This window comes from Baekduia alba (genome assembly GCF_028416635.1).
Classification (GTDB): domain Bacteria; phylum Actinomycetota; class Thermoleophilia; order Solirubrobacterales; family Solirubrobacteraceae; genus Baekduia; species Baekduia alba.
This window is the reverse complement of sequence record NZ_CP114013.1, coordinates 912,123-933,625: the sequence shown is the minus strand read 5'-3', so window position 1 is coordinate 933,625 and position 21,503 is coordinate 912,123. Positions and strand designations below refer to the sequence as shown.

Here is a 21,503-nt window from a genome sequence, read left to right as displayed (position 1 = left end):
GACGCGCCGGCGTCAGGAGAGCCGCTGTACGGCCGCTTGCAGGTACGGCCCGAGCGTCGCCGCGAAGACCGTGGTGAGGTGATCGACGTCCTTGAAGGTGAGCGCACCACCGACCACTGGATAGCAGGAGCGACGGTCGCAGAGCGTGTTCGTCAGATCGACGACGCCGATCTTGCGGGCCGCGCTCGGCCCGCCGGCAGCGGCCACGGCCGGGTCGCGCTCCAGCGCGAGCGCCCGCGGCACCGCGCACGCGCGCGCCGCCGGTTGCCCGCCGTCCATCGCCTTCTGCACGCAGTCCAGCGTCGCGGTCCGCATCTTCGGCGTGTCGCGCAGCACGACCACCTGCGTGACCGACGGCGGCAGCATCGCCCACGCCGTGCGGTAGCCGCTCACCTGCGCCGCGAACCGCGCGTCCAGGCCCTTGTGCCCCACGATCGCGCCGCCGGTGTGCTGCGCGACGAACACCCGGTGGATCTCCGGATGCTGCGCAAACCACCGCAGCGTGTCGCGGTTCCACTGCACGCACTGCGTCCGGGCCGGCTGCGGCAGCGCCGCGACCGCGCGCGTGAACGGGCAGCCGGTGTGCGTCACCGACAGCCCGTGCCAGTGCCGCTGGCGCGCGACGTAGTCGAACGCCGCCCGCCAGTGCGACGCGTGGCTGTCGCCGACGACCGCCACCGTCTCGCTCGCGCCCGGCGCCGGCTGCCCGAACGCGCACGCGCGCACCCGGCCCAGGCGCTCGACGACCCGGCACGGCGTGTTCGGCGAGCTCGACGCCTCGACCGGCGTCGGGACGACCTTGCCCTGCAGCTCCGGGTTGTCGCACGGCGCCGCCGCCGGCGGGCGCGCCGCCGCGCCGAAGCAGCGCGGGTGCTCGCGGATCAGGTCCGCCGTCGACTGCTGGTCGGCGTGCAGCTCGTGCTGGAGGTGCAGCGCGCCCGTCGCCGGGACCGCCAGCACCAGCAGCGTCGCCAGCCCGGCCAGCGCGAGCGTCCGCCGCGGGCGACGCGCCAGCCCCTCCGCCCGGCGCACCGGGTCCTCGACGAACCGCTTCGACCCCCACGCGAGCATCACCGTGAGCTCGAGCACCACCGCCTGGAACACGCCGTCGGGCAGGTGCACCACGTACGGGATCAACACCAACAACGGCCAGTGCCACAGGTACAAGCTGTAGGACAAGTCCCCCGTGCGCTGGACCGCGCCCAGCCGCAGCACGCGCGTCGGCGCCAGCGCATGGTCCGGTGCGCCCGCCCGGATGACGGCGAGCGCGCCGAGGATCGGCAGCAGCGCCGCGCTCCCCGGGAAGATCGTGCCCGACCCGTACGCGAACGCCGCGACCCCGATCGCCACGAAGCCCAACCACGACAACAACGCTCGCAGCAGCGCCGGCGAGCGGTCCAGCTGCGGCAGCAGCGCCAGGACGCCGCCCGCGCCGAACTCCCACGCGCGCGTGGGCGTGACGAAGTACGCGGCCTGCGGGTCGGCCGGCGTGTGCACGATCGACCACCACAGGCTGACGGCCGTCAGCACGCCCATCGCCAGCGCCAGCGCGCCGATCCGGACCCGCACCGCGCGCCCGCGCGTCACGAGCAGCGTGCCGAGCAGCAGCAGCGGCCACACGATGTAGAACTGCTCCTCGACCGACAGCGACCAGTAGTGCTGGACCGGCGAGATCCCGTCGGCCTTGGCGAAGTAGTCGACCGCCGAGTGCGCGAGCTGCCAGTTCTCGACGTAGGCCGCGCTCGTCGCGATCTCGGTCAGGAACGCGTCCCACCGGTGCGACGGGACGACGATCAGCGTCGCGAGCGCGGTGACGAGCAGCGTCAGCAGCGCGGCCGGCAGGATCCGCCGCGCGCGCCGCGCCCAGAACGCGCTCAGGTTCACCCGGCCGCTCTCGACGATCTCCTCGACCAGCAGCGAGGTGATCAGGAAGCCGGAGACCGCGAAGAAGACGTCGACCCCGACGAAGCCGCCCGGGACCAGGTCCGGCCAGATGTGCGCCGCGATGACCAGCGAGACCGCCAGCGCGCGCAGCGCCTGGATCTCGGGCCGCCAGCGTGAGCCCGGCCCCAACGCGGACGGCGTCCACGGCAGCGCGTCGCGCACGGGGGTCGCCCGCGCGAGCTCCTGCTCGTCGCTCGTGTCCAGCTGTTGGGTCGCCACGGGTGTCCTGTTGGAACGTGCCTACCCAAGTGTGACGGGGTCATTCCCTGCGCGGGCGGCGACCGCCGCACGCACCGTCGGATGGAACGCGCCGGCCCCGCCGAGCGCCGCGGTGACGCCCGCGTCGTCCAGCCGCTCGCGGACCGGCGCCTTGGCGAGCGCGACCACCACGGCGATGCCGTCCTCGCCCAGCGCCTCCGCCAGCTCGCGCAGGGCGTCCATCCCGGCCGCGTCGAGTGCGTCATCGCCTCGGCGTCGAGCACGACGCGCGCGGCGGCGACGGCGCGCCCCGCAGCGCCTCGCGCACCCGGCCCTTCACGTAGTTGGCGTTGGCGAAGAACAGGCGGTCGTCGAGCCGGTAGACCACGGCGAGCGCCCGCCATAGCCCTCGTCCGCTCCCATGGCCGCACGGTGGCAGCGCGGCGGGTGACGGCTCGTCCCCCGCGCGGGGTGATGCGGGCCGCTACGCGGCGGCGGTGAGGGCGCCCGCGGCCGCGCCCTCGCGCACACGCGCGAGAAGCTCCAGCTCGCGCACGCGCAGGTACGTCGCGTCGACCCGCACCTCGCGCACCCGCTCGCGCCACGCGTCGTCGTCGAGCAGCGACAGCCACGTCGCCAGCGACTCCTCGACCGGCTCGCCACCGCGCGCGTCGTGCGCCATCACGACCGTGTGCGCGTCCAGCAGCCGCGCGACCGCCTCGGCGTCCTCCCCGTCGCTCCCGATCGCCGCGCGATCATGGTCGCGCAGGGACCGCAGGTAGCGGCCGATGTCCGCCGGCTCGAGGAGCGCCGTGATCATGGCGCGGAAACCTAGACCTGCGGTCGGACGGCGGACGTCGCGCGGGTCACGCGCAGTGGGCCGGGGTCCAGCGCGAGGACTTCGATCGGCTGGGAGACGCCGGGAACCGCGAGCGCGCCGAGCGCGACCGGCGACAGGTCGCCCGGCACCGACGGCGCCGTCCCGCCGGTCAGCAGGAGCTGACCCGGGATCGCCTTGGTGCACAGGCGCGCCGCGACGTTGACGGCCGCCCCGATGTAGTCGTCGCCCTCGAACATGATGACCTTGCCCTCGCAGATCCCGCCGCGCAGGGCCAGCCTGCCGTCGGTCTGCAGCACGTCGCGCACGAGCGCGGCGCAGCGGATCACCGGCTCGGCGTCGACGCCGGAGAGCATCGCGCCGTCCCCGAGCCACTTCGTCACGCGCACTCCGTGGTTCTCGGCCTCGGCGCGCAGCACCGCCCGCAGGTGCCCCAGGACCGCGACCGCCTGCTGATCGCCGTGCTCGTCCGTGAACGACGTGAAGCCACACAGGTCGAGGAAGCAGAAGGTGCGGCGGACGCGCATCGCCCGGGACTCTAGGACTTCGCCTTCGCCGCGCGCTGCGCGGCCTTGTTGGGCAGGTCCGTGATCGTGCCGTCGGCGATCTCGGCGGCGAGCATCACGGTCTCGCTCAGCGTCGGGTGCGCGTGGATCGTGAGGCCGAGGTCGGCGACGTCGGCGCCCATCTCCAGCGCGAACCCCGGCTCGGCGATCAGGTCGCCCGCGTGCGGGCCGACGATGCCGGCGCCCAGGACGCGCCCGGTCTCCGGGTCGCGCAGGAGCTTGGTCGAGCCGTCGGCGGCGTCGATCGCCAGCGCGCGGCCGGAGGCCGACCACGGGAAGACCGACTTCTCGTACTCGATCCCCTGGTCCTTGGCCTCGGTCTCGGTCAGCCCCACCCACGCGACCTCCGGGTCGGTGTAGGCCACCGACGGGATCCCGCGCGGCTCGAACGCCGCCGCGTGGCCCGCCACGACCTCGGCCGCCACGTGGCCCTCGGCCGTCGCCTTGTGCGCGAGCATCGGCCCGCCGGCGACGTCGCCGATCGCGTAGATGTGCGAGATGTTGGTCCGCTGCTGGGCGTCGACGGGGACGAAGCCGCGCTCGTCCACGTGCACGCCCGCGGCGTCGAGGCCGAGGCCCGCGCCGTTGGGAATGCGCCCGACCGCGACGAGCACCCGGTCGAAGACGGCGTCCTCGACGTCGCCGCTGAACGTCGCGTGCAGCCCGTCGTCCTTGGCCTCGACCGTGTCGACCTTGGTGCCGAGGTGGATCGCCGCGTAGCGCCCGCCGATCCGCTTGGCCAGCGGCTTGACGAGGTCGCGGTCGGCGCCGGGGATCAGGCCGTCGGCCAGCTCGACGACGGTGACCTCCGAGCCGAGCGCGTCGTAGACGGTGGCCATCTCCAGGCCGATGATCCCGCCGCCGACGACCAGCAGCCGCTGCGGCACGTCGACCAGGTCCAGCGCACCGGTCGAGTCCATCACGCGCGGGTCGTCGTGCGGGATGCCCGGCAGCTGGACGCTGCGCGAGCCGGCCGCGACGATCGCGCTGTCGAACGAGACGGTCGTCGTCTCGCCGTCGGGCTGCAGCACCGACAGCAGGTTCGGCCCGGTGAAGCGCGCCTCGCCGTGCACGACCTGCACCCTGCGGCCCTTGGCCATCTGCTCGACGCCGCCGTTGAGCTTGGCGACCACGCCGTCCTTCCAGGTGCGCAGGCCGTCGAGGTCGATCTCGGGCGTGCCGAACGACACGCCGTGCGTGCCGGCGGTCTCGGCCTCGGCGATGAGCTTGGCCACGTGCAGCAGCGCCTTGGACGGGATGCAGCCGACGTTGAGGCAGACGCCGCCGAGCTTCTCGTGGCGCTCGACCATGACGACGTCCTGGCCGAGGTCGGCCGCGCGGAACGCCGCGGCGTAGCCGCCGGGACCGGAGCCGAGGACGACGACGCCAGCGTGGACGTCGCCGCGCGCGACCTCCACCGGCTCCTCGGCGGGCGACGACGCGCCGTTGGCGACCGGGGCCGACGCCGGCGATTCCACGGCCTCGGCCGGCGCGCCCGCGCCGTCGGTCGCGCTGGCCGGCGCGCCGGCCGTCTCCAACACCACCAACAACGAGCCTTCGGAGACCGCGTCGCCCACGGCGACCTTGATCTCCTTGACGGTCCCGGCCTCCGGCGCTGGGATCTCCATCGACGCCTTGTCGGACTCCAGGACGACGAGCGGGTCCTCGGCGGCGACCTCGTCGCCCACGGCGACGAGGAGCTCGGCGACGGGGACGTTGTCGAAGTCCCCGATGTCGGGGACAAGCACATCAAGAACAGTCACGAGCTTGTCCGTTCAGGGACGAGGACGTCGAGCGTGGCGCTCACAGCAGGACCCTCCGAAGGTCGGTCAAGACGGATGACAGGTGCGCGACGAAGCGCGCGGCGGCGGCGCCGTCGATCACGCGGTGGTCGTAGGACAGCGACAACGGCAGCATCAGGCGCGGGACGAACGCCTTGCCGTCCCACACCGGCTTCATGGCGCTGCGGACGACGCCGAGGATCGCGACCTCGGGGGCGTTGACGATCGGCGTGAACGACGTGCCGCCGATCCCGCCCAGCGACGAGATCGTGAACGTCGCGCCCGCCATGTCGGCGGGCATCAGCTTGCCGGCGCGGGCCTTGCCCGACAGCTCGGTCAGCTCGCCCGCGACGTCGAGCAGGCCCTTCTTGTCCACGTCCTTGACGACCGGGACGACGAGCCCGTTGGGCGTGTCGGCCGCGAAGCCCAAGTGGTAGTACTTCTTGCGGATCAGCGCCTCGCCGTCGGCGTCGAGCGACGAGTTCATGTCCGGGAACGCCTTGAGCGACGCGACCACGGCCTTCAACAACAGCGCGACCATCGTCACCTTGACGTCGGCCTGCTCGCCGTTGAGCTGCTTGCGGAAGGCCTCCAGGCTGGTGACGTCGGCCTCGTCGTTGTGCGTGACGTGCGGGATGCGGACCCAGTTGCGCGCGAGGTTGGCCGCCGAGATCTTGCGGATCTTGGACAGCTCGACGCGCTCGACCTCGCCGTGCTTGGCGAAGTCCGGCGTGGGCCACGGCAGCGTCTCGACGAACGTGCCGCCGCCGGCCGGGACCTTGGCCGCGCCGCCCGCCGCCGCCGCCGCGCCACCGCCGTCCGCGAAGGCCGTGACGTCCTCGGGCACGATCCGGCCCTTGCGCCCGCTGCCGCTCACCGCGCTGAGCTCCACGCCCAGCTCGCGCGCCAGCCGGCGCACCGACGGGCTCGCGTAGACCGGGTCGCCGCCGTTGCTGGTCGACGGCGCCGGCGCCTTGGGCGCGGGCAGCTGCTGCTCGGGGTCCCGCGGCCGGGCCGAGGCCTCGGCCGACACCGCGCTGCGGATCGCGCTGGGCGCGGCCGCCTCGACCGTGGCGGTCTCGTCGGCCGCCTCACGCTCGGCGCTCACCTGCAGCTGCACGACCGCCGTGCCCTCCGAGGCCTTGTCGCCGACCTTCAGCAGCACCTCGGCGACGACGCCGGCGAACGGCGCCGGAACGTCCATGGTGGCCTTGTCGGTCTCCAGCGTCACGAGCGGGTCGTTCTCGGCGACCGCGTCGCCCGCCGCCACGTGGACCTCGACGACGTCGACGTCGGTGAAGTCGCCGATGTCAGGGACCGTCACGTCCTTCAGATCGCTCATGCGGGCGCCACCTCGGTCCCTTGGACTTCGACCTGCTTCAGATCCGCCACGGTGCCTCGCTCTCGGGGTCGATGCCGTACTTCTCGATGGCCTTCTTGGCGTCCGCGTCGCGGCCCAGCGCGTGCAGCGCCGCGACGACCACATGGTGTCGGTCCACCTCGAAGAACCGGCGCAGCGCCTTGCGGTAGTCGCTGCGGCCGAAGCCGTCGGTGCCCAGGACGGTGAAGGGCGCCTCGACCCACGGCCGGATCTGGTCGGGCAGCGCGCGGATGTAGTCGCTGGCCGCGACCACCGGGCCGGCGCCGCGCGTGCCGAGCGCCTCGGCGACGTACGGGATCCGCACGTCGTCGCCGGCCGGGTGCAGGCGGTTGTAGCGCTCGGCCTCCATCCCGTCGCGGCGCAGCTCGGTGTAGGAGGTGACCGACCAGACGTCGGCGCCGACGTCGAAGTCCTCGCGCAGCAGGTCGGCGCCCGCGAGCACCTCGCGCAGGATCGTGCCGGAGCCCAGCAGCTGCACGTCGGCGTCGCCGCCCACGGCCTCGGAGACGACGTGCATTCCCTTGAGGATGCCCTCCTCCGCGCCGTCCGGCATCGCCGGCATCGCGTAGTTCTCGTTCATCACCGTCAGGTAGTAGAAGACGTCCTGGTGCTCGCCGACCATGCGGCGCAGGCCGTCCTGGACGATGACGGCCAGCTCGTAGGCGTAGGCCGGGTCGTAGGCGATGCAGTTGGGGATGAGCCCGGCCTGGATGTGGCTGTGGCCGTCCTCGTGCTGCAGGCCCTCGCCGTTGAGCGTCGTCCGGCCGGCGGTGCCGCCGATCAGGAAGCCGCGCGCGCGGGAGTCGCCCGCGGCCCACGCGAGATCGCCTACACGTTGGAAGCCGAACATCGAGTAGTAGATGTAGAACGGCAGCATCGACACGCCGTGGTTGGCGTACGACGTCGCCGCCGCGATCCACGACGAGAACGCGCCCGGCTCGTTGATCCCCTCCTGGAGGATCTGGCCGGACTTGTCCTCGCGGTAGGACATCAGCTGGTCGGCGTCCTGCGGCACGTAGAGCTGGCCGACCTGGGAGAAGATCCCGAGCTGGCGGAACATGCCCTCCATGCCGAACGTGCGCGACTCGTCGGGGACGATCGGGACGACGTGCGGGCCGAGCTGCTTGTCGCGGACCAAGGTGGACAAGATCCGGACGAAGGCCATGGTGGTGGAGATCTCGCGGTCGCCGGTGCCGTCGAGCTGGGCCTTGAACGTGCTCAGCTCCGGCACCGGGAGCGGCGGCGCCTCGGTGCGGCGCTGCGGCAGCGAGCCGCCGAGCTCCACGCGGCGCTGCTTCATGTACTGCATCTCGGGCGCGTCGTCGGCGGGCTTGTGGAAGCTGACCTCGCGGACCTCGTCGTCGGAGAGGTCGAGGCCGAAGCGGTCGCGGAAGGCGAGGAGCGCCTTCTCGTTCATCTTCTTGGCCTGGTGGGTGATGTTCTGGCCCTCGCCGGACTCGCCCATCCCGTAGCCCTTGATCGTCTTGGCCAGGATCACGGTCGGCTGGCCGGTGTGCGCGACCGCCTGGGCGTAGGCGTTGTAGACCTTCTGCGGGTCGTGGCCGCCGCGGTTGAGCGACCAGATCTCGGCATCCGTCCAGTCCTCGACCATGCGTGCCAGCTCAGGGTCGGCGCCGAAGAAGTGCTCGCGGACGAAGGCGCCGTCGCGGGACTTCAGCGTCTGGTACTGACCGTCGACGACCTCCTCCATGCGCTTGACGAGGCGGCCCTCGGCGTCGGCGGCCAGGAGCGGATCCCAGCGGCGGCCCCAGATCGTCTTGATGACGTTCCAGCCGGCGCCGCGGAAGTTGGTCTCCAGCTCCTGGATGATCTTGCCGTTGCCGCGGACCGGCCCGTCGAGGCGCTGCAGGTTGCAGTTGATGACGAACACCAGGTTGTCGAGGTGCTCGCGGCCGGCGAGGGAGATCGCGCCCATCGACTCCGGCTCGTCCATCTCGCCGTCGCCCATGAAGGCCCATACCTTGCGACCGGTCGTGTCCGAGATCCCGCGGCCGCTCAAGTACTTCATGAACCGCGCCTGGTAGATCGCCATCAACGGGCCGAGGCCCATCGACACGGTGGGGAACTGCCAGAAGCCCGGCATGAGCCAGGGGTGCGGGTAGGAGGACAGGCCGCCGCCGGGGCCGGTCTCGGTCCGGAAGCGCAGGAGGTCGTCCTCGCTGAGGCGGCCCTCGAGGAACGCGCGCGCGTAGATGCCGGGCGAGGAGTGGCCCTGGATGAAGACGAGATCTCCACCATGTTGCTCTGACGGCGCGTGCCAGAAGTGGTTGAAGCCGATCTCGTAGAGCGTCGCCGCCGACTGGAAGCTCGCGATGTGGCCGCCCAGCTCGGACGACTCCTTGTTGGCGCGCAGGACCGTCGCCATCGCGTTCCAGCGCACGAGGCTGCGTACTCGATGCTCGAGGTCGTGGTCGCCGGGAACAGGGACCTCGGCCTCGGCCGGGATCGTGTTCACGTAGGGCGTCGAGAGGTCGGCCAGCGGGTTCAGCCCGCGCAGGCGCGCGTCGGCGAAGACCTCTTCGAGCAGCTGGCGGGCGCGGTCGGGGCCGTCGTTGCGGATGACGGCCTCGAGGGCCTCCACCCACTCGGCGGTCTCGACCGGATCGATGTCGGGATGGATCGCCATCTAGTCCTCCTGGAAGTACTCGGGGTGAGCCTCGCGGATGGCAGGCAGTTGGGACAAGGCCATGCGCAGGTGGTGGCGCAGCTCGCGCTCGGCGCGCGGCGCGTCGCGAGCGCCGACCGCGGCCACGACGGCGCGATGCTCGGTGAGCATCTGCTCGCGGTACCCGGCCTCGGGCAGGCTGAGCAGCCGGATGCGGTCGAGCTGCCCGCGGGTGCGCTCGGAGAGCCGCCACGCGACTTCGCGGCCGGACAGGTCGCAGAGCAGGTGATGCAGGTCGTCGTCGAGGCGGGCGAACAGCTCGGCGTCGTCGTTGGCGACCGCCCGCTCCTGGGCGACCAGGTTGTCGTCGAGCTCGCGGAGCTGGTCGGCTTCGATGCGCTCGGCCGCGATCTTCACCGCGCCGATCTCCAGCGCCTCCCGCACGAAGTGCGCGTCGGCGACCGCGTCCTCGTCGATGTAGGTGACGAACGTGCCGAGCTGGGGCACGATGGCCACGAGCCGCTCGTCGCGCAGCCGCGCCAGCGCATCTCGCACCGGCGTGCGGCTGACGCCGATCAGCTCGGCGAGCTGGTTCTCCGAGAGCCGCCGCCCCGGCTCCAGCTCCGCCCCGACGATCGCCGCGCGCAGCACGACATACGCCTGGTCTCGGGCGGAGGTGCCGAACGCGCGCACTCGAAGCGAAGGCCGCATCGCGTACTAGTATACAAGTACGCCAATCCGCTGCGCCAAGGGCTGCACGCGAAGCTGCGCGCCGCCGCCGCCGGCCGCGCGACGCGCCGTCTCAGCCCGTCGCCACCCGGGGCCCCGACCAGTCGGTGACCTCCGGTGCGACCAGCGGCGACCAGCGGTGCAGGCCGAAGGAGCCGAGGACCCAGTCGCCGCCTTCGCGTTCGGCGGTCAGCGTCACGACGGCGGCGCCGGTCTGCTCGGCGGTCAGCATCTCGGAGCCGAAGCGGCGGGTGAACCACTCCTCGGCGGTCAGGCCCGCGGGTGCGCCGAAAGTCGTCGCGCCGGCGCGGCCGGCGGCGCCGGCGAGGGTCAGGCTCGGAGCGAGGCAGTGGGTCGCGACGCCGCGTGGCGCGAGCCACGCGCCGAGGCTGCGCGACAACGACAGCAACGCGGACTGGCCGGCGGCGTAGGAGGCGTGCAGCGGGGTCCCGGCCACGACCGCGCCCGAGGCGACGTTGACGACGGTCGCTCCGTCCACCAGAGCGGGCGCCGCGGCACGGGCCAGGTTGAAGACGCCGCGGACGTCGACGTCGATCGGGCGCCGCCACTCCTGCCACGACATCCGGTCCGGCGTCTTCAGCACCGGCGGCGCGCCGGCCGCGTTGACGAGGACGTCGATCGTCCCGACGCGCGCGATCAGCGCGTCGACCGCGCCCTCGTCGGCCACGTCGAGCCGCTCGGCGACCACGTCGCCCGCGATCGCCTCGGCGGCGACGGCGAGGTCGTGCGGATCGCGGGCGACGAGGATCGTGCGGTGCCCTTCGGCGGCGAGCGCGGCGGCGATCCCGCGGCCGAGGCCGCGCGACCCGCCGGTGACGATGGCGGTGGAGGAGGAGGAGGAGGAGGAGGAGGAGGAGGTCATGCCCGGTTGGACCGGCGCGCGCCCGCGACCTCATCGGCGACTTCGCCGTCAAGGCCCGCCGCACCGTGCCGACCATCGGGGAGATGGTCCGCCGCCCGCTCGCCTCGCTGCTCGTCCTCGCCGCCGCGCTCGCCGGCGCGACCGGCTGCGGCAGCGCCTCCCAGCCCGAGGGCAGCGGACAGCAGACCGCCCGGATCGTCGCGCCGAAGCCCGCCAGGGCGGCCACCACGCCCAAGGTCGGCGACAGCGAGGCCGCCGAGGCCTTCCCGCTCCCCGCCGGCGTCAACGGCGTCCACGCGGCGCCGAGCCCCGACGCGGTCCCCGCCGCCGAGAAGCTGAAGTCCACCGTCTCCCCCGGCGCGCCCAGCGACGCCGAGATCCGCGCCGAGCTGCGCGAGATGGAGCAGGCGCTCAAGCACGCCAAGCGGCAGAGCACCAGGCGCCCCGGCCTGACCAAGGGCGGCAACGTCGAGGTCCCGGACGGCGTCCCGGCCGCGGTCGCCGCGATCTTCGCCGGCGGCAACGCGATCGCCCGGTTCCCCTACGTCTACGGCGGCGGCCACGCGTCGTTCGTCGACACCGCCTACGACTGCTCGGCGTCGGTCTCCTACGCGCTCGCCGCCGCCGGCCTGCTCAGCGCCCCGCTCACCTCGGGCCAGCTCGCGCGCTGGGGCGCGCCCGGCCCGGGCAAGTGGGTGACGATCTACGCCAACGCCGGCCACACCTTCATGTACGTCGCCGGCCTGCGCTTCGACACGTCCGGCCGCGCCGGCGCGTTCGGCTCCCGCTGGCAGACGGCACCGCGCAACCTGCGCGGCTTCACCGTCCGCCACCCGCCAGGGCTGTAGCGGGCTCGGCGGCCGCCGGCGCCGACGCAGCCTCCGCCTCGGGCGCCCCGTGCACCACGAAGTCCCGCTGCCGGATCAACACCAACGACAACGCGCCCGACACGAGCGCCACGAGCGCCGTGATCAGCAGCAGCTCGTTGAGCCCGTCGGCGTACGTCGCCGCCGCGGTCGCCGGCGTCGCCCCGCTCATCTTCGTCGCGAAGATCGAGCCGAGCGCCGCGATCGCGGTGGCGATCCCGACCTGGCGGAACGTGGTGTTGATGCCCGAGGCCATCCCGGCGCTCTGCGGCGGCACGACGCCGATCGCCGTCGAGGCCAGCGGCGGGTTGACCATGCCCGAGCCGAGCCCGGCGACGATGAAGCCCGGGATCAGGTGCGTCCACGACGACGACGCGTCGAGCCCGCGCATCAGCAGCAGCCCGGAGCCGACCAGCAGCAGCCCCGGCCCGATCAGCCAGCGCGCGGGCACGCGGGCCGACAGGCGCCCCGCCGGGATCGCCGTCACGAGCGTGGCGCCCGTCACCACCAGCAGCCGCACGCCGCTCTGCAGCGCGTCGTAGCCCTGCACGTCCTGGAGGTACAGGACCAAGTACAGGAACATCGCGAACAAGGACCCGTTCATCCCGAACGCCGCGATCGAGCCGCCGACGAACGTCGGCTTGCGGAACAGCGACAGGTCGAACATCGGCTCGCGCCGCAGGCGCTCGACGAGCGGGAAGGCCGCCAGCAGCACGCCGGCCGCGACGAAGCAGGCGACGACGACCGTGTCGCCCCAGCCGTCGTCGCTGGCGCGAATCAGGCCGAACACCAGGCTCACGAGCCCGGCCGTGAACACCAGGAAGCCCGGTGCGTCGACCCGCCGGGCGTGCGGCGGCCGCCACTCCTGCACCTTCGTCAGCGTGATCGCGATCGCGAACGCGCCGACCGGCAGGTTCACCAGGAAGATCCAGCGCCAGCCGAGCCCGCTGACGAGCAGCCCGCCGAGCACCGGCCCGACCGCGGTGCTGATGCCCGCGACCGCGCCCCAGACGCCGAACGCGGCCCCGCGCTCGCGGCCGTGGAAGGTCTGGGCGAGCAGCGCGAGCGACGTCGCGAACATGGTCGCGCCGCCGACGCCCTGCGCCGCGCGGCACAGCGTCAGCATCAGCGGGGACTGCGCCAGCCCGCACAGCAGCGAGCCGACGGTGAACACCGCGAGCCCGATCACGAACAGGCGCCGCCGGCCGTACAGATCAGCCAGCGACCCGGCCGGCAGCAGCAGCGCCGCCAGCGACAAGGAGTAGGCGTCGACGGTCCACTGCACGTCGGAGAAGCTCGCGTCGAGCGAGTTGCGGATGTCCGGGAGCGCGACGATCACGATCGTCACGTCCAACAACAACATGAACGTGCCCAGGCAGACGGCGAGGAGCGTCCACCGCTTGTGGGCATCGGGGGAGGAGGAAGGGGAGGAGGTCATGGCGGGCCAGGCTAACACAAGACCTTGCGATCACAAGTTCTTGTTTTCACAAGAACTTGCCTCGGAGTCGATACGATGCGCAGCGCTGTGACCGATCCCGCCGCCGACCACGACTGGGCCCACCGCCTCCCCCACCTGCTCTGGGAGCTCTCGACGCTCACGACGCTGCTCAGCGAGGCCGAGCTCGCCGACTCCCCGCTGACCAGCGCGGGCATCGGGATCCTCGACCTCGTCCACAGCCAGCCCGGGATCACCGTCGCCGAGATCGCGCGCCGCACGCCCAAGACGCCCCAGGCGATCAGCCAGGTCTCCGGACGGCTGGAGAAGCTCGGCTACCTCGAGCGCCGGCTCGCAGGTGGGCGCGGCGTCGCGCTGCACATCACGCCCGACGGGACCAAGGCCCGCACCGACGGCAACCGCCGCGAGGCCGCGTTCGACGATCGCCTCCGGGACGCCCTCGGCGCTGACCGCTACGAGCAGCTGCGCACGCTGCTCGACGAGGCGACCCCGATCGTCCGGCGGATCAACGCGCGCGATCCCCGCACTTGAACCCGACGCCAGGTTCAAGTAGAACCGGCGCGGTGAAGACGCCTCCGACCGCCCGCGGCCAGCGCACCCGCGCCGCGCTCGTCGCCGCCGCGCGCACCGTCTTCGAGCGCGACGGCTACCTCAACGCCCGCCTCACCGACATCACGGCGGAGGCCCGCTGCTCGACCGGGTCGTTCTACACGTACTTCACGAACAAGGAGGAGATCTTCGCCGCGGTCCTCGAAGAGGCCCAAGAGGAGATGCTCCACCCCCACGTCCGCGAGGTCGTCGACGACGAAGATCCGATCGCGGTCATCGAGGCCAGCAACCGCGCGTACCTCACCGCCTACGAGCGCAACGCCAAGTTGATGCGGTTGCTCGACCAGGTCGCGACGATCGACGACGACGTCCGCGAGCTGCGTCGCCGCCGCGGCCTGCTCTTCGCCGAGCGCAACGCGCGCTCGATCCGCGACCTCCAGACGCGCGGCCTCGCCGACCCCGACCTCGATCCGGTCCTCGCGGCCCGCGCGCTCAGCGCGATGGTCGGCCGCATGGCCAACTCCGTCTACGTCCTCGGCGACCACGTCGACCAGGACGTCCTGGTCGCCACGCTCACGCGGCTGTGGGCGAATGCCCTTCGGCTGCCGGTGCCTGCGGCGCCGGCGCGGCGCCGGCGCGCCGCGCGCTGAAGAAGTCGACCGGGTTCTTCAGCATCATCTGATCGACCTGCTCCTGCGTCACGCCGTTCTCGAGCAGCGCCGGGATGAGCGACTGCTGGACGAAGCCGTGGTGCCAGTCGGGCAGCATCGCCAGCACGCCGTCCTCGGGAAGCCAGTCCGAGTAGCAGTGGCGGTCCTGCGACAGGACGATCTGCCCCGCGTAGCCGCGCTTGCACAGCTCGACGAGCGTCTCCTGCTGGTCGGCCAGCGGATGGTCGACCATCAGCCCGCAGCGGTCGAAGCCGAGGTAGGACCCGGCCTCCATCATCTCGACCAGGTACTCCACGTCGGACGTCTCGTTGCTGTGACCGATCAGCACCCGTGAGAGGTCGACGCCCTCCTCGGCCAGGATGCGCTGCTGGTCCAGGCCCCGGCGCGACTTGGCGTGCGTGTGGGTCATGATCGGCACGTCGGTGCGCAGGTGCGTCTTGGCGACCGCGCGGATCAGCCGCTCGATGTCCGGCGTGACGCCCGGCTCGTCGGTGCAGCACTTCACGACGCCGGCCTTGATGTCGGTGCCCTCGATGCCCTCTTCGATGTCGCGCACGAAGAGGTCGACCAGGAACGCGTCGTCGGGATCGGTGTTGACGAACCGGCCCGGCCCGTTGTACTTCATCGGGAACGGCAGGTCGGTGTAGGTGTAGTACCCGGTCACCACGATCACGTTGAGGCCGGTGCCCTCGACGGCGCGCGCGACCCGCTTGACCTGGCGGCCGAGGCCGGGCGCGGTCATGTCGACGATGGTGTCGATCCCCGACGCCTTGATGGCCTTCAGCTTCTCGTGGGCGTCGGCGACCACGGCGTCCTCGTCGGCGAAGCCCATGAACCCGGGCCAGGCCTCCTGGAGCTCCGGCGTCCGGACGAAGATGTGCTCGTGCATGAGCGTGCGGCCCAGCGCGGATGACTCCACGGCGCCGCCGACGACGGGGACGGGACGGGACATGCGGGCGACCGTACCTGAACTTGAATCCGACCTCAAGTCTTAGTACGAATGGACCTTCGGTCACGCATCAGCACAGGAGGAGACCCGATGTCCAACGCCGCCCAGGCCGCCTGGGACCACGCGACCGCCGAGCCGGATCGCGTCGCGATCCGCGGCGCCGGCGAGCCGTGGACGTACGGGAAGGTGCAGGAGCGCGCAGCCGCCGTCGCCGCGCGGCTGCGGGCCGCCGGCATCGCCCCGGGCGATCGCGTCCTGCTCGTCGCCCCCTCGGTCCCGGAGTTCGCGGGCGCCTACTACGGCAGCCACGCGGCCGGTGCCGTCGCCGTGACCGCGAACACGATGTCGACGCGCCACGAGCTCGAGTACGTCGGCGACGACGCGGGCGTCAAGCTCGTCCTCGGCTGGCACGAGGTGCAGCCGGCGCCGCAGGAGTCGGCCTCCGCCCTCGACGTGCCGTTCTGGGCGCTGGACGGGGATCTCGTGTCGTTCGAGGCGGCGGCGTCGCTCGACGCCCCGCACCCGACCGAGGACGACGACAACGCGGTCATCCTGTACACCTCGGGCACGACCGGCCGCCCCAAGGGCGCGCAGCTCACGCACGGCACCCTGATCGCCTGCGCCAGGACGTTCATCGAGGTGCTCGAGGTCACCCCCGAGGACCGGATGGGCACCGCGCTGCCGCTCTTCCACGTCTTCGGCCAGGCGGTCGTGATGAGCACGACGCTCACCGCCGGCGCGTCGCTGTCGGTGCTCGCGCGCTTCGACGCCGGCGACCTCCTCGACCTCCTGCGCCGCGACCGCCTCACGATGATGGCCGGCGTCCCGACGATGTGGAACGCGCTGCTGCACGCCGCGGGCGACGCCAGCCCCGAGGACTTCGCCAGCCTGCGCCTCGCCGCGTCCGGCGGCGCCGCGATGCCCGCCGAGGTCATGAACGCGTTCGAGACGCGCTTCGCCTGCAAGATCCTCGAGGGCTACGGCCTGTCGGAGACGACCGGCGCCGCGACCTTCAACGGCCTGCACCGCGAGCGCAAGGCGTCGTGCGTCGGGATCGCGCTGCCGGGCTGCGCGGTCGAGATCCGCGGCGCCGACGGCGCCGAGGTCCCGATCGGCGAGGTCGGCGAGGTCCACGTCAAGGGCCCGGTCGTCATGTCCGGCTACTGGAACCGCCCGGAGGCGACCGCCGAGGTGCTGTCGCCCGACGGCTGGCTGAAGACCGGCGACCTCGGCACCGAGGACGCCGACGGCGACATCCGCATCGTCGACCGGATCAAGGACCTCATCATCCGCGGCGGCTACAACGTGTACCCGCGCGAGGTCGAGGAGGTGCTCTACGAGCACCCGGACGTCGTCGAGGTCGCCGTCGTCGGCATCGCCGACGAGCACTTCGGCGAGGAGGTCGCGGCGGTGCTCGCGCTCGCGCCGGGCGCGACGTTCGACGCCGCGCAGTTCCGCACCTGGGCCAAGGAGCGGCTGTCGGCCTACAAGGTCCCGCGCCTCTTCCAGGTCGTCGACGCGCTGCCCAAGGGCCCGACCGGCAAGATCCTCAAGCGCGCGATCGACACGGACGCCGTGCGCGCCGCGTCGGCGCAGGCCGGCGCGGGCGCGGGCGCGGGCGCGGGTGTCGGCGCGTGAACGTCGACGGCAAGGTCGCGATCGTCACCGGCGGCGCGGGCGGGATCGGCGCCGCGGTCGCCCGCGCGCTGGCCGAGGCGGGCGCGCGCGTGGTCGTTGCCGACCGCGACGGCGCGGGCGCCGCGGCCGTCGCCGCCTCGATCGGGGACCGCACGCGGGCCGTCGGCGCCGAGGCCGACGTCGCCTCCACCGACGCGCTGCGGACGCTTATCGCGCTGGCCGAGACCGCCTACGGACCCGTCGACGTCTTCTGCGCCAACGCCGGCATCGGCGGCGCCCAGGGCCTCGGCCACGACGACGCCGACTGGGACGCCGCGCTCCAGGTCAACGTCCTCGCCCACGTGCGCGCCGCGCGCCTCCTGCTGCCCGGGTGGCTGGCGAGCGACACCGGCGGCTACTTCGTGACGACCGCGAGCGCCGCCGGCCTGCTGACCCAGGTCGGCGCCGCGCCCTACTCGGTCACCAAGCACGCGGCGGTCGCCTTCGCCGAGTGGCTGTCGGTCACCTACGGCGACCGCGGCGTCCGCGTCAGCTGCCTGTGCCCGATGGGCGTCAACACCAACATGCTCAACGAGGGCCTCGACGCCGACGACGACGCCACCGCGCTCGGCGCGCGCACCGTCGCGGCCGCCGGCGAGATCCTCGAGCCCGAGGTCGTCGCCGCGCGCGTCCTCGCGGCGATCGGCGACGAGACCTTCCTGATCCTCCCCCACCCCCAGGTGCTGGACTTCTTCCAGCGCAAGGCCAACGACTACGACCGCTGGCTGCGCGGCATGCGCCGCCTCCAAACCACCATCACGGAATCGACATCATCATGAACTTCGAGCTGACCGACCGCTGCAAGGAGTACCAGGAGCGCGTGAACGCGTTCATGGACGAGCGCATCTACCCCGCCGAGGCGGTGTACGAGGAGCAGATGCGCGCGGCCGGCGACCCGCACTTCCACCCGCCGGTCCTGGAGGAGCTCAAGGCCGACGCGCACGAGCGCGGCCTGTGGAACCTGTTCCACCCACACGGAGATGAGACCCTCCCATCCCCCGGCCTGCTCAACGCCGAGTACGCGCCGCTGGCCGAGATCATGGGCCGCTCCGCGCACCTCGCGCCCGAGGCCATGAACTGCAGCGCGCCCGACACCGGCAACATGGAGGTGTTCACGCTCTTTGGCACCGACGAGCACAAGGAGCGCTACCTGCGGCCGCTGCTCGACGGCGAGATCCGCTCAGCGTTCGCGATGACCGAGCCGGCGGTCGCGTCGTCCGACGCCACCAACATCGAGACGCGCATCGAGCGCGACGGCGACGAGTACGTCATCAACGGCCGCAAGTGGTGGACATCCAACGCGCTGCACCACAACTGCAAGGTGCTGATCGTGATGGGCAAGACCAACCCGGACGGGCCCAAGCACCAGCAGCAGTCGATGCTGGTGGTCCCGATCGACGCCCCCGGCGTCACGATCGTCCGCGGCCTGCCGGTCTTCGGCTACCAGGACCGCGAAGGCCACGCCGAGGTCGTCTTCGAGGACGTGCGCGTCCCGACCAGCGCGCTGCTGGCCGGTGAGGGCGAGGGCTTCATGATCTCCCAGGCCCGCCTCGGCCCAGGCCGCATCCACCACTGCATGCGGTCGATCGGGATGGCCGAGCGCGCGCTGGACCTGCTCTGCCAGCGGGCGCTGTCGCGCACCACGTTCGGCAAGCCGGTCGCCGAGAACGCCAACATCCAGGACTGGATCGCCGAGGCGCGGATCGAGCTGGAGATGATCCGGCTGCTGACGATGAAGACCGCCTGGCTGATGGACACGGTCGGCAACCGCCACGCGCGCGTCGAGATCGCGGCGATCAAGGTCGCCGCGCCGCAGGTCGCGCTGAAGATCATCGACCGCGCGATCCAGGTCCACGGCGGCGGCGGCGTCAGCGACGACTTCCCGCTCGCCTCGATGTGGGCCCACCAGCGCACGCTGCGTCTGGCCGACGGCCCCGACGAGGTCCACAAGCGGACGATCGCCCAGCGCGAGCTGCGGCGCTGGGAGGGCAAGGTCCGCGAGACCGCGAGCGTGGCGTAGCGCCTGTAGGCCTACAACCCGGCGATCCGGCAGCGCTGCGCGCCGCCGGTGAGGCCGCGGACGATCGCGTCGGCGTTGGCGGCCTCCATCCGGACGTACGTCGCGCCGGCCGAGTCCGCGGCGCCCAGCGTGTCGCCGTAGAGCGTGAGGTCCGAGGACGCGCCGGTCTCACGCGCGATCGCGTCGGCGAGCTTCGGGTTGATGGAGGACTCGGGGAAGATCGCCTTGACGTGCTCGCGCTCGATCGTCCGCGTGAGGTCGGCGAGGTCGCCGGCCGACGGCTGGGCCTGCGTCGTCTGCGACGGGATCACCGCGCCGACGACGTCGATCCCGTAGCGCCGGGCGAAGTAGTTGAAGGCGTCGTGGTCGGTGACGAGCTTGCGCTGGGCGGCCGGGACCGCGTCCATGCACCTGGCGATGCCGGCGTCGAGCGCCGTGAGCCGGTCGAGGTACCGGGTCGCGCCGGTGTCGATCTCCGCGGTCTTGGCCGGCGCGGCCCTCGCCAGCGCGTCGCGGATCCTGGTCGCCGCGTACTCGACGTTGCGCGGGTCGTGCCACCAGTGCGGGTCGAAGCGCGACGCCTCAGGCCCCGACGTCTCTCCGGGCAGCGCGACCGGCCGGCCCGCGCCCGCGTCGAGCACGGTCGGGTCGCCGCCGGCGTTCTCGATGACGTCGCCCATCCATGCGTCCAGCTCGTCGCCGCTGGTCACGACGAGCTTCGCGCCCGCCGTCGCCTGGATGTCCTTGGGCCGCGGCTCGTAGTCGTGCGGATCGGTGTTCGGCTTGAGGATCTGGTGCACGTCGACCGCGTCGCCGCCGATCGCGCGGACGACGTCGCCGAGCTGCGTGGTGGTCACGACGACGTCCACGGCGCCGGGCTTGGCCGACGACGAGCCCGACGAGCCGCAGCCCGCGGCGGCGAGGACGAGGACGCCCAGGAGGGCGAAGGCGAGAAGCGGACGACGGCGCATAAGATGAGAATGAGTCTTATCACATCGCCTGCCAGCCGGCCCTGGCCGACCGCGTCGACAACCGTCTCCTGCTCGCCGGCCGCTACGGCACGCGCGGGCTGTCGTTCGTCGCCCTGTACTTCCTGGCCGGTGGCCCGGCCCTGATCGCGTTCGCGTTGTTGTTCGGGTTGGTCGACTTCAGCGTCGTCGCCCCGACCCAGTGCCTATGACGCGACCGGCTCCTACGACGACGTGCTGGTGGTTGCCGCGATCGTGCTGGCGATCGCGTCGGCGCCGCCTGGCGCTGGCGCGTCCGGCACTGCCCGAACCCGGTCCCGTCGCGCGAGCCGGAGCCCGCGCTGCCTTAGACCGCGTGGCCCTCGGCGAGCTTCTTGGCCTGGCGTTCCGGCGAGATCTCGATGACGTCGTAGGCCCAGCCCAGCCGCTTCATGCCGCGGATCGTCAGCGAAGAGATGTCGAACTCGTACCAGCGCAGGCCGTGATGGGCCGACGTCGGGAAGGCATGGTGGTTGTGATGCCACGACTCGCCGAACGAGAACGGCGCCAGCCACGCGAGGTTGCGCGACTCGTCGTCCACGTTGAAGCGCTTGCGCCCGAAGAAGTGGCACAGCGAGTTGATGGAGTACGTCACGTGGTGCAGCACGAGCATGCGCACCGCGCCACCCCACAGCAGGCCGGTGAGCGCGGTGGCGAGCGAGCCGCCGATCAGCCAGCCGAGCGCGAACGGGATCGCGAGGCCGGCGAAGACCCACAGGACGAACGTCTTGTCGACCCACGAGACGATCGGGTCCTTCATGAGGTCCGGCGCGTAGCGCTCGCGGTTGGCGCGCTCGGTGTGGATGAAGAGCCAGCCGACGTGGGCGTGGAAGAGCCCGCGCAGGACGCCGTCGTGGGCGTGCGGGCTGTGCGGGTCGCCCGGCTTGTCGGAGAACGCGTGGTGCTTGCGGTGGTCGGCGACCCAGCTGATGATCGGACCCTCGATCGCCATCGAGCCGAGGATCGCGAACATCCCGCGCACCCACGGCTTGGCCTTGAAGCTGCGGTGCGTGAAGAGGCGGTGGAAGCCCACCGTCACCCCGAGGCCGAGCGGGATGTACACGATGAAGAAGACGGCGACGTCGCTCCAGTGCAGCCAGCCGCCCCACGCCTGCCACGCCACGAGGAACAGGGCCAGGAACGGGACGACCGTGACCGTGCCGGTCGCGATGCGATCGATGGTCTCGTGCGCGGTCGGCTGCGTGTCCTCGGGGCCGGGACCGTCGGTGACGGCGTTCGGCGGGTCCGAGGCAGCGGTCGTCGGGCGCTCAGGGGCAGAGGTGCCGGTGGGCGTCATGGCCACACCCTCCCAGTTCGGCCCGACGAATGCGCTGTGGCGCTCGGGCGGGCCGTACGGGGGTT

The 21,503-nt window shown here is 72.4% G+C and carries 20 protein-coding genes; 6 read left to right on the top strand and 14 right to left on the bottom strand.

Translation table 11 applies throughout. From position 1 onward, the window contains the following. Window positions 1-12: 12 nt before the first annotated feature. The 10 genes from DSM104299_RS04540 to DSM104299_RS04495 form a co-directional block, all read right to left on the bottom strand. The gene (locus DSM104299_RS04540; RefSeq protein ID WP_272476102.1) at window positions 13-2,163 is read right to left on the bottom strand and encodes an acyltransferase family protein; all 2,151 of its coding nucleotides are present in this window, start codon (window positions 2,161-2,163) and stop codon (window positions 13-15) included. A gap of 21 nt (window positions 2,164-2,184) precedes the next feature. Further along, window positions 2,185-2,385 (bottom strand): STAS domain-containing protein, encoded by a 201-nt coding sequence (locus DSM104299_RS04535; RefSeq protein WP_272476101.1) that lies wholly within the window; start codon window positions 2,383-2,385, stop codon window positions 2,185-2,187. A 19-nt stretch (window positions 2,386-2,404) separates the two neighbouring features. Continuing rightward, complete coding sequence (locus DSM104299_RS04530; RefSeq protein WP_272476100.1) at window positions 2,405-2,530, bottom strand: STAS domain-containing protein; 126 nt, start codon at window positions 2,528-2,530, stop codon at window positions 2,405-2,407. Between the two features lie 96 nt (window positions 2,531-2,626). After that, the gene (locus DSM104299_RS04525) at window positions 2,627-2,962 is read right to left on the bottom strand and encodes a hypothetical protein (RefSeq protein WP_272476099.1); all 336 of its coding nucleotides are present in this window, start codon (window positions 2,960-2,962) and stop codon (window positions 2,627-2,629) included. Between the two features lie 11 nt (window positions 2,963-2,973). Continuing rightward, window positions 2,974-3,507: an adenylate/guanylate cyclase domain-containing protein gene (locus DSM104299_RS04520; protein WP_272476098.1), complete on the bottom strand. Its 534-nt coding sequence runs from the start codon at window positions 3,505-3,507 to the stop codon at window positions 2,974-2,976. An 11-nt stretch (window positions 3,508-3,518) separates the two neighbouring features. Next, complete coding sequence (lpdA, locus tag DSM104299_RS04515; RefSeq protein ID WP_272476097.1) at window positions 3,519-5,294, bottom strand: dihydrolipoyl dehydrogenase; 1,776 nt, start codon at window positions 5,292-5,294, stop codon at window positions 3,519-3,521. Between the two features lie 55 nt (window positions 5,295-5,349). Continuing rightward, window positions 5,350-6,813: a dihydrolipoyllysine-residue acetyltransferase gene (gene aceF, locus DSM104299_RS04510; RefSeq protein WP_272476096.1), complete on the bottom strand. Its 1,464-nt coding sequence runs from the start codon at window positions 6,811-6,813 to the stop codon at window positions 5,350-5,352. Next, window positions 6,707-9,355 (bottom strand): pyruvate dehydrogenase (acetyl-transferring), homodimeric type, encoded by a 2,649-nt coding sequence (aceE, locus tag DSM104299_RS04505; RefSeq protein ID WP_272476095.1) that lies wholly within the window; start codon window positions 9,353-9,355, stop codon window positions 6,707-6,709. Before aceE ends, aceF begins: the two co-directional genes overlap by 107 nt. After that, window positions 9,356-10,045 carry a GntR family transcriptional regulator gene (locus tag DSM104299_RS04500; RefSeq protein ID WP_272476094.1) on the bottom strand — a complete coding sequence of 230 codons (690 nt, stop codon included), beginning with the start codon at window positions 10,043-10,045 and terminating at the stop codon, window positions 9,356-9,358. It abuts the gene before it with no gap. 91 nt (window positions 10,046-10,136) lie between these two features. Beyond that, window positions 10,137-10,946, bottom strand: a complete 810-nt coding sequence (locus DSM104299_RS04495; RefSeq protein WP_272476093.1) for an SDR family NAD(P)-dependent oxidoreductase — start codon at window positions 10,944-10,946, stop codon at window positions 10,137-10,139. Between the two features lie 83 nt (window positions 10,947-11,029). Between DSM104299_RS04495 and DSM104299_RS04490 the strand changes: the two genes are divergently transcribed. Next, window positions 11,030-11,794 carry a hypothetical protein gene (locus DSM104299_RS04490; protein ID WP_272476092.1) on the top strand — a complete coding sequence of 255 codons (765 nt, stop codon included), beginning with the start codon at window positions 11,030-11,032 and terminating at the stop codon, window positions 11,792-11,794. On the opposite strand, the gene DSM104299_RS04485 is transcribed toward DSM104299_RS04490, so the two are convergent. Beyond that, on the bottom strand, window positions 11,766-13,250 hold the full coding sequence (locus tag DSM104299_RS04485; RefSeq protein ID WP_272476091.1) for an MFS transporter: 1,485 nt from the start codon (window positions 13,248-13,250) through the stop codon (window positions 11,766-11,768). The two genes, DSM104299_RS04490 and DSM104299_RS04485, sit on opposite strands and share 29 nt — an antisense overlap. A gap of 87 nt (window positions 13,251-13,337) precedes the next feature. Here DSM104299_RS04485 and DSM104299_RS04480 point away from each other — a divergent pair, with 87 nt between their 5' ends. Together DSM104299_RS04480 and DSM104299_RS04475 are read left to right on the top strand one after the other, a co-directional pair. Beyond that, entirely contained in the window at window positions 13,338-13,799 is a 462-nt protein-coding gene (locus tag DSM104299_RS04480) for a MarR family winged helix-turn-helix transcriptional regulator (protein ID WP_272476090.1), read from the top strand. Window positions 13,800-13,831: 32 nt separating this feature from the next. Continuing rightward, entirely contained in the window at window positions 13,832-14,467 is a 636-nt protein-coding gene (locus DSM104299_RS04475; RefSeq protein WP_272476089.1) for a TetR/AcrR family transcriptional regulator, read from the top strand. Here DSM104299_RS04475 and DSM104299_RS04470 read toward each other — a convergent pair. Then, window positions 14,391-15,440, bottom strand: coding sequence for a phosphotriesterase family protein (locus DSM104299_RS04470; RefSeq protein ID WP_272476088.1), 1,050 nt, complete (start codon window positions 15,438-15,440; stop codon window positions 14,391-14,393). The two genes, DSM104299_RS04475 and DSM104299_RS04470, sit on opposite strands and share 77 nt — an antisense overlap. 87 nt (window positions 15,441-15,527) lie before the next feature. Between DSM104299_RS04470 and DSM104299_RS04465 the strand changes: the two genes are divergently transcribed. From DSM104299_RS04465 to DSM104299_RS04455, 3 genes are read left to right on the top strand one after another with little or no spacing between them, the layout of a single operon-like run. After that, complete coding sequence (locus tag DSM104299_RS04465) at window positions 15,528-17,075, top strand: AMP-binding protein (protein WP_272476087.1); 1,548 nt, start codon at window positions 15,528-15,530, stop codon at window positions 17,073-17,075. Next, window positions 17,072-17,893 (top strand): SDR family oxidoreductase, encoded by an 822-nt coding sequence (locus DSM104299_RS04460; RefSeq protein WP_272476086.1) that lies wholly within the window; start codon window positions 17,072-17,074, stop codon window positions 17,891-17,893. The genes DSM104299_RS04465 and DSM104299_RS04460 overlap by 4 nt, the downstream gene beginning before the upstream one ends. Further along, window positions 17,890-19,134 carry an acyl-CoA dehydrogenase family protein gene (locus tag DSM104299_RS04455; RefSeq protein WP_272476085.1) on the top strand — a complete coding sequence of 415 codons (1,245 nt, stop codon included), beginning with the start codon at window positions 17,890-17,892 and terminating at the stop codon, window positions 19,132-19,134. The genes DSM104299_RS04460 and DSM104299_RS04455 overlap by 4 nt, the downstream gene beginning before the upstream one ends. Before the next feature lie 11 nt (window positions 19,135-19,145). On the opposite strand, the gene DSM104299_RS04450 is transcribed toward DSM104299_RS04455, so the two are convergent. Then, window positions 19,146-20,105, bottom strand: coding sequence for a metal ABC transporter substrate-binding protein (locus DSM104299_RS04450; protein WP_272476084.1), 960 nt, complete (start codon window positions 20,103-20,105; stop codon window positions 19,146-19,148). 343 nt (window positions 20,106-20,448) lie between these two features. After that, the gene (locus DSM104299_RS04445) at window positions 20,449-21,438 is read right to left on the bottom strand and encodes an acyl-CoA desaturase (protein ID WP_272476083.1); all 990 of its coding nucleotides are present in this window, start codon (window positions 21,436-21,438) and stop codon (window positions 20,449-20,451) included. Window positions 21,439-21,503 lie beyond the last annotated feature (65 nt).

What these genes read in the sequence shown, in the direction of transcription:
- DSM104299_RS04535 (WP_272476101.1), bottom strand. Translation starts at nt 2,385, where the DNA reads ATGGACGCCCTGCGCGAGCTGGCGGAGGCGCTGGGCGAGGACGGCATC.
- DSM104299_RS04525 (WP_272476099.1), bottom strand. Translation starts at nt 2,962, where the DNA reads ATGATCACGGCGCTCCTCGAGCCGGCGGACATCGGCCGCTACCTGCGG.
- DSM104299_RS04520 (WP_272476098.1), bottom strand. Translation starts at nt 3,507, where the DNA reads ATGCGCGTCCGCCGCACCTTCTGCTTCCTCGACCTGTGTGGCTTCACG.
- aceF (WP_272476096.1), bottom strand. Translation starts at nt 6,813, where the DNA reads ATGTGGTCGTCGCGGCGCTGCACGCGCTGGGCCGCGACGCGGACGCCA.
- aceE (WP_272476095.1), bottom strand. Translation starts at nt 9,355, where the DNA reads ATGGCGATCCATCCCGACATCGATCCGGTCGAGACCGCCGAGTGGGTG.
- DSM104299_RS04500 (WP_272476094.1), bottom strand. Translation starts at nt 10,045, where the DNA reads ATGCGGCCTTCGCTTCGAGTGCGCGCGTTCGGCACCTCCGCCCGAGAC.
- DSM104299_RS04495 (WP_272476093.1), bottom strand. Translation starts at nt 10,946, where the DNA reads ATGACCTCCTCCTCCTCCTCCTCCTCCTCCTCCTCCACCGCCATCGTC.
- DSM104299_RS04490 (WP_272476092.1), top strand. Translation starts at nt 11,030, where the DNA reads ATGGTCCGCCGCCCGCTCGCCTCGCTGCTCGTCCTCGCCGCCGCGCTC.
- DSM104299_RS04485 (WP_272476091.1), bottom strand. Translation starts at nt 13,250, where the DNA reads ATGACCTCCTCCCCTTCCTCCTCCCCCGATGCCCACAAGCGGTGGACG.
- DSM104299_RS04470 (WP_272476088.1), bottom strand. Translation starts at nt 15,440, where the DNA reads ATGTCCCGTCCCGTCCCCGTCGTCGGCGGCGCCGTGGAGTCATCCGCG.
- DSM104299_RS04465 (WP_272476087.1), top strand. Translation starts at nt 15,528, where the DNA reads ATGTCCAACGCCGCCCAGGCCGCCTGGGACCACGCGACCGCCGAGCCG.
- DSM104299_RS04455 (WP_272476085.1), top strand. Translation starts at nt 17,890, where the DNA reads ATGAACTTCGAGCTGACCGACCGCTGCAAGGAGTACCAGGAGCGCGTG.
- DSM104299_RS04450 (WP_272476084.1), bottom strand. Translation starts at nt 20,105, where the DNA reads ATGCGCCGTCGTCCGCTTCTCGCCTTCGCCCTCCTGGGCGTCCTCGTC.
- DSM104299_RS04445 (WP_272476083.1), bottom strand. Translation starts at nt 21,438, where the DNA reads ATGACGCCCACCGGCACCTCTGCCCCTGAGCGCCCGACGACCGCTGCC.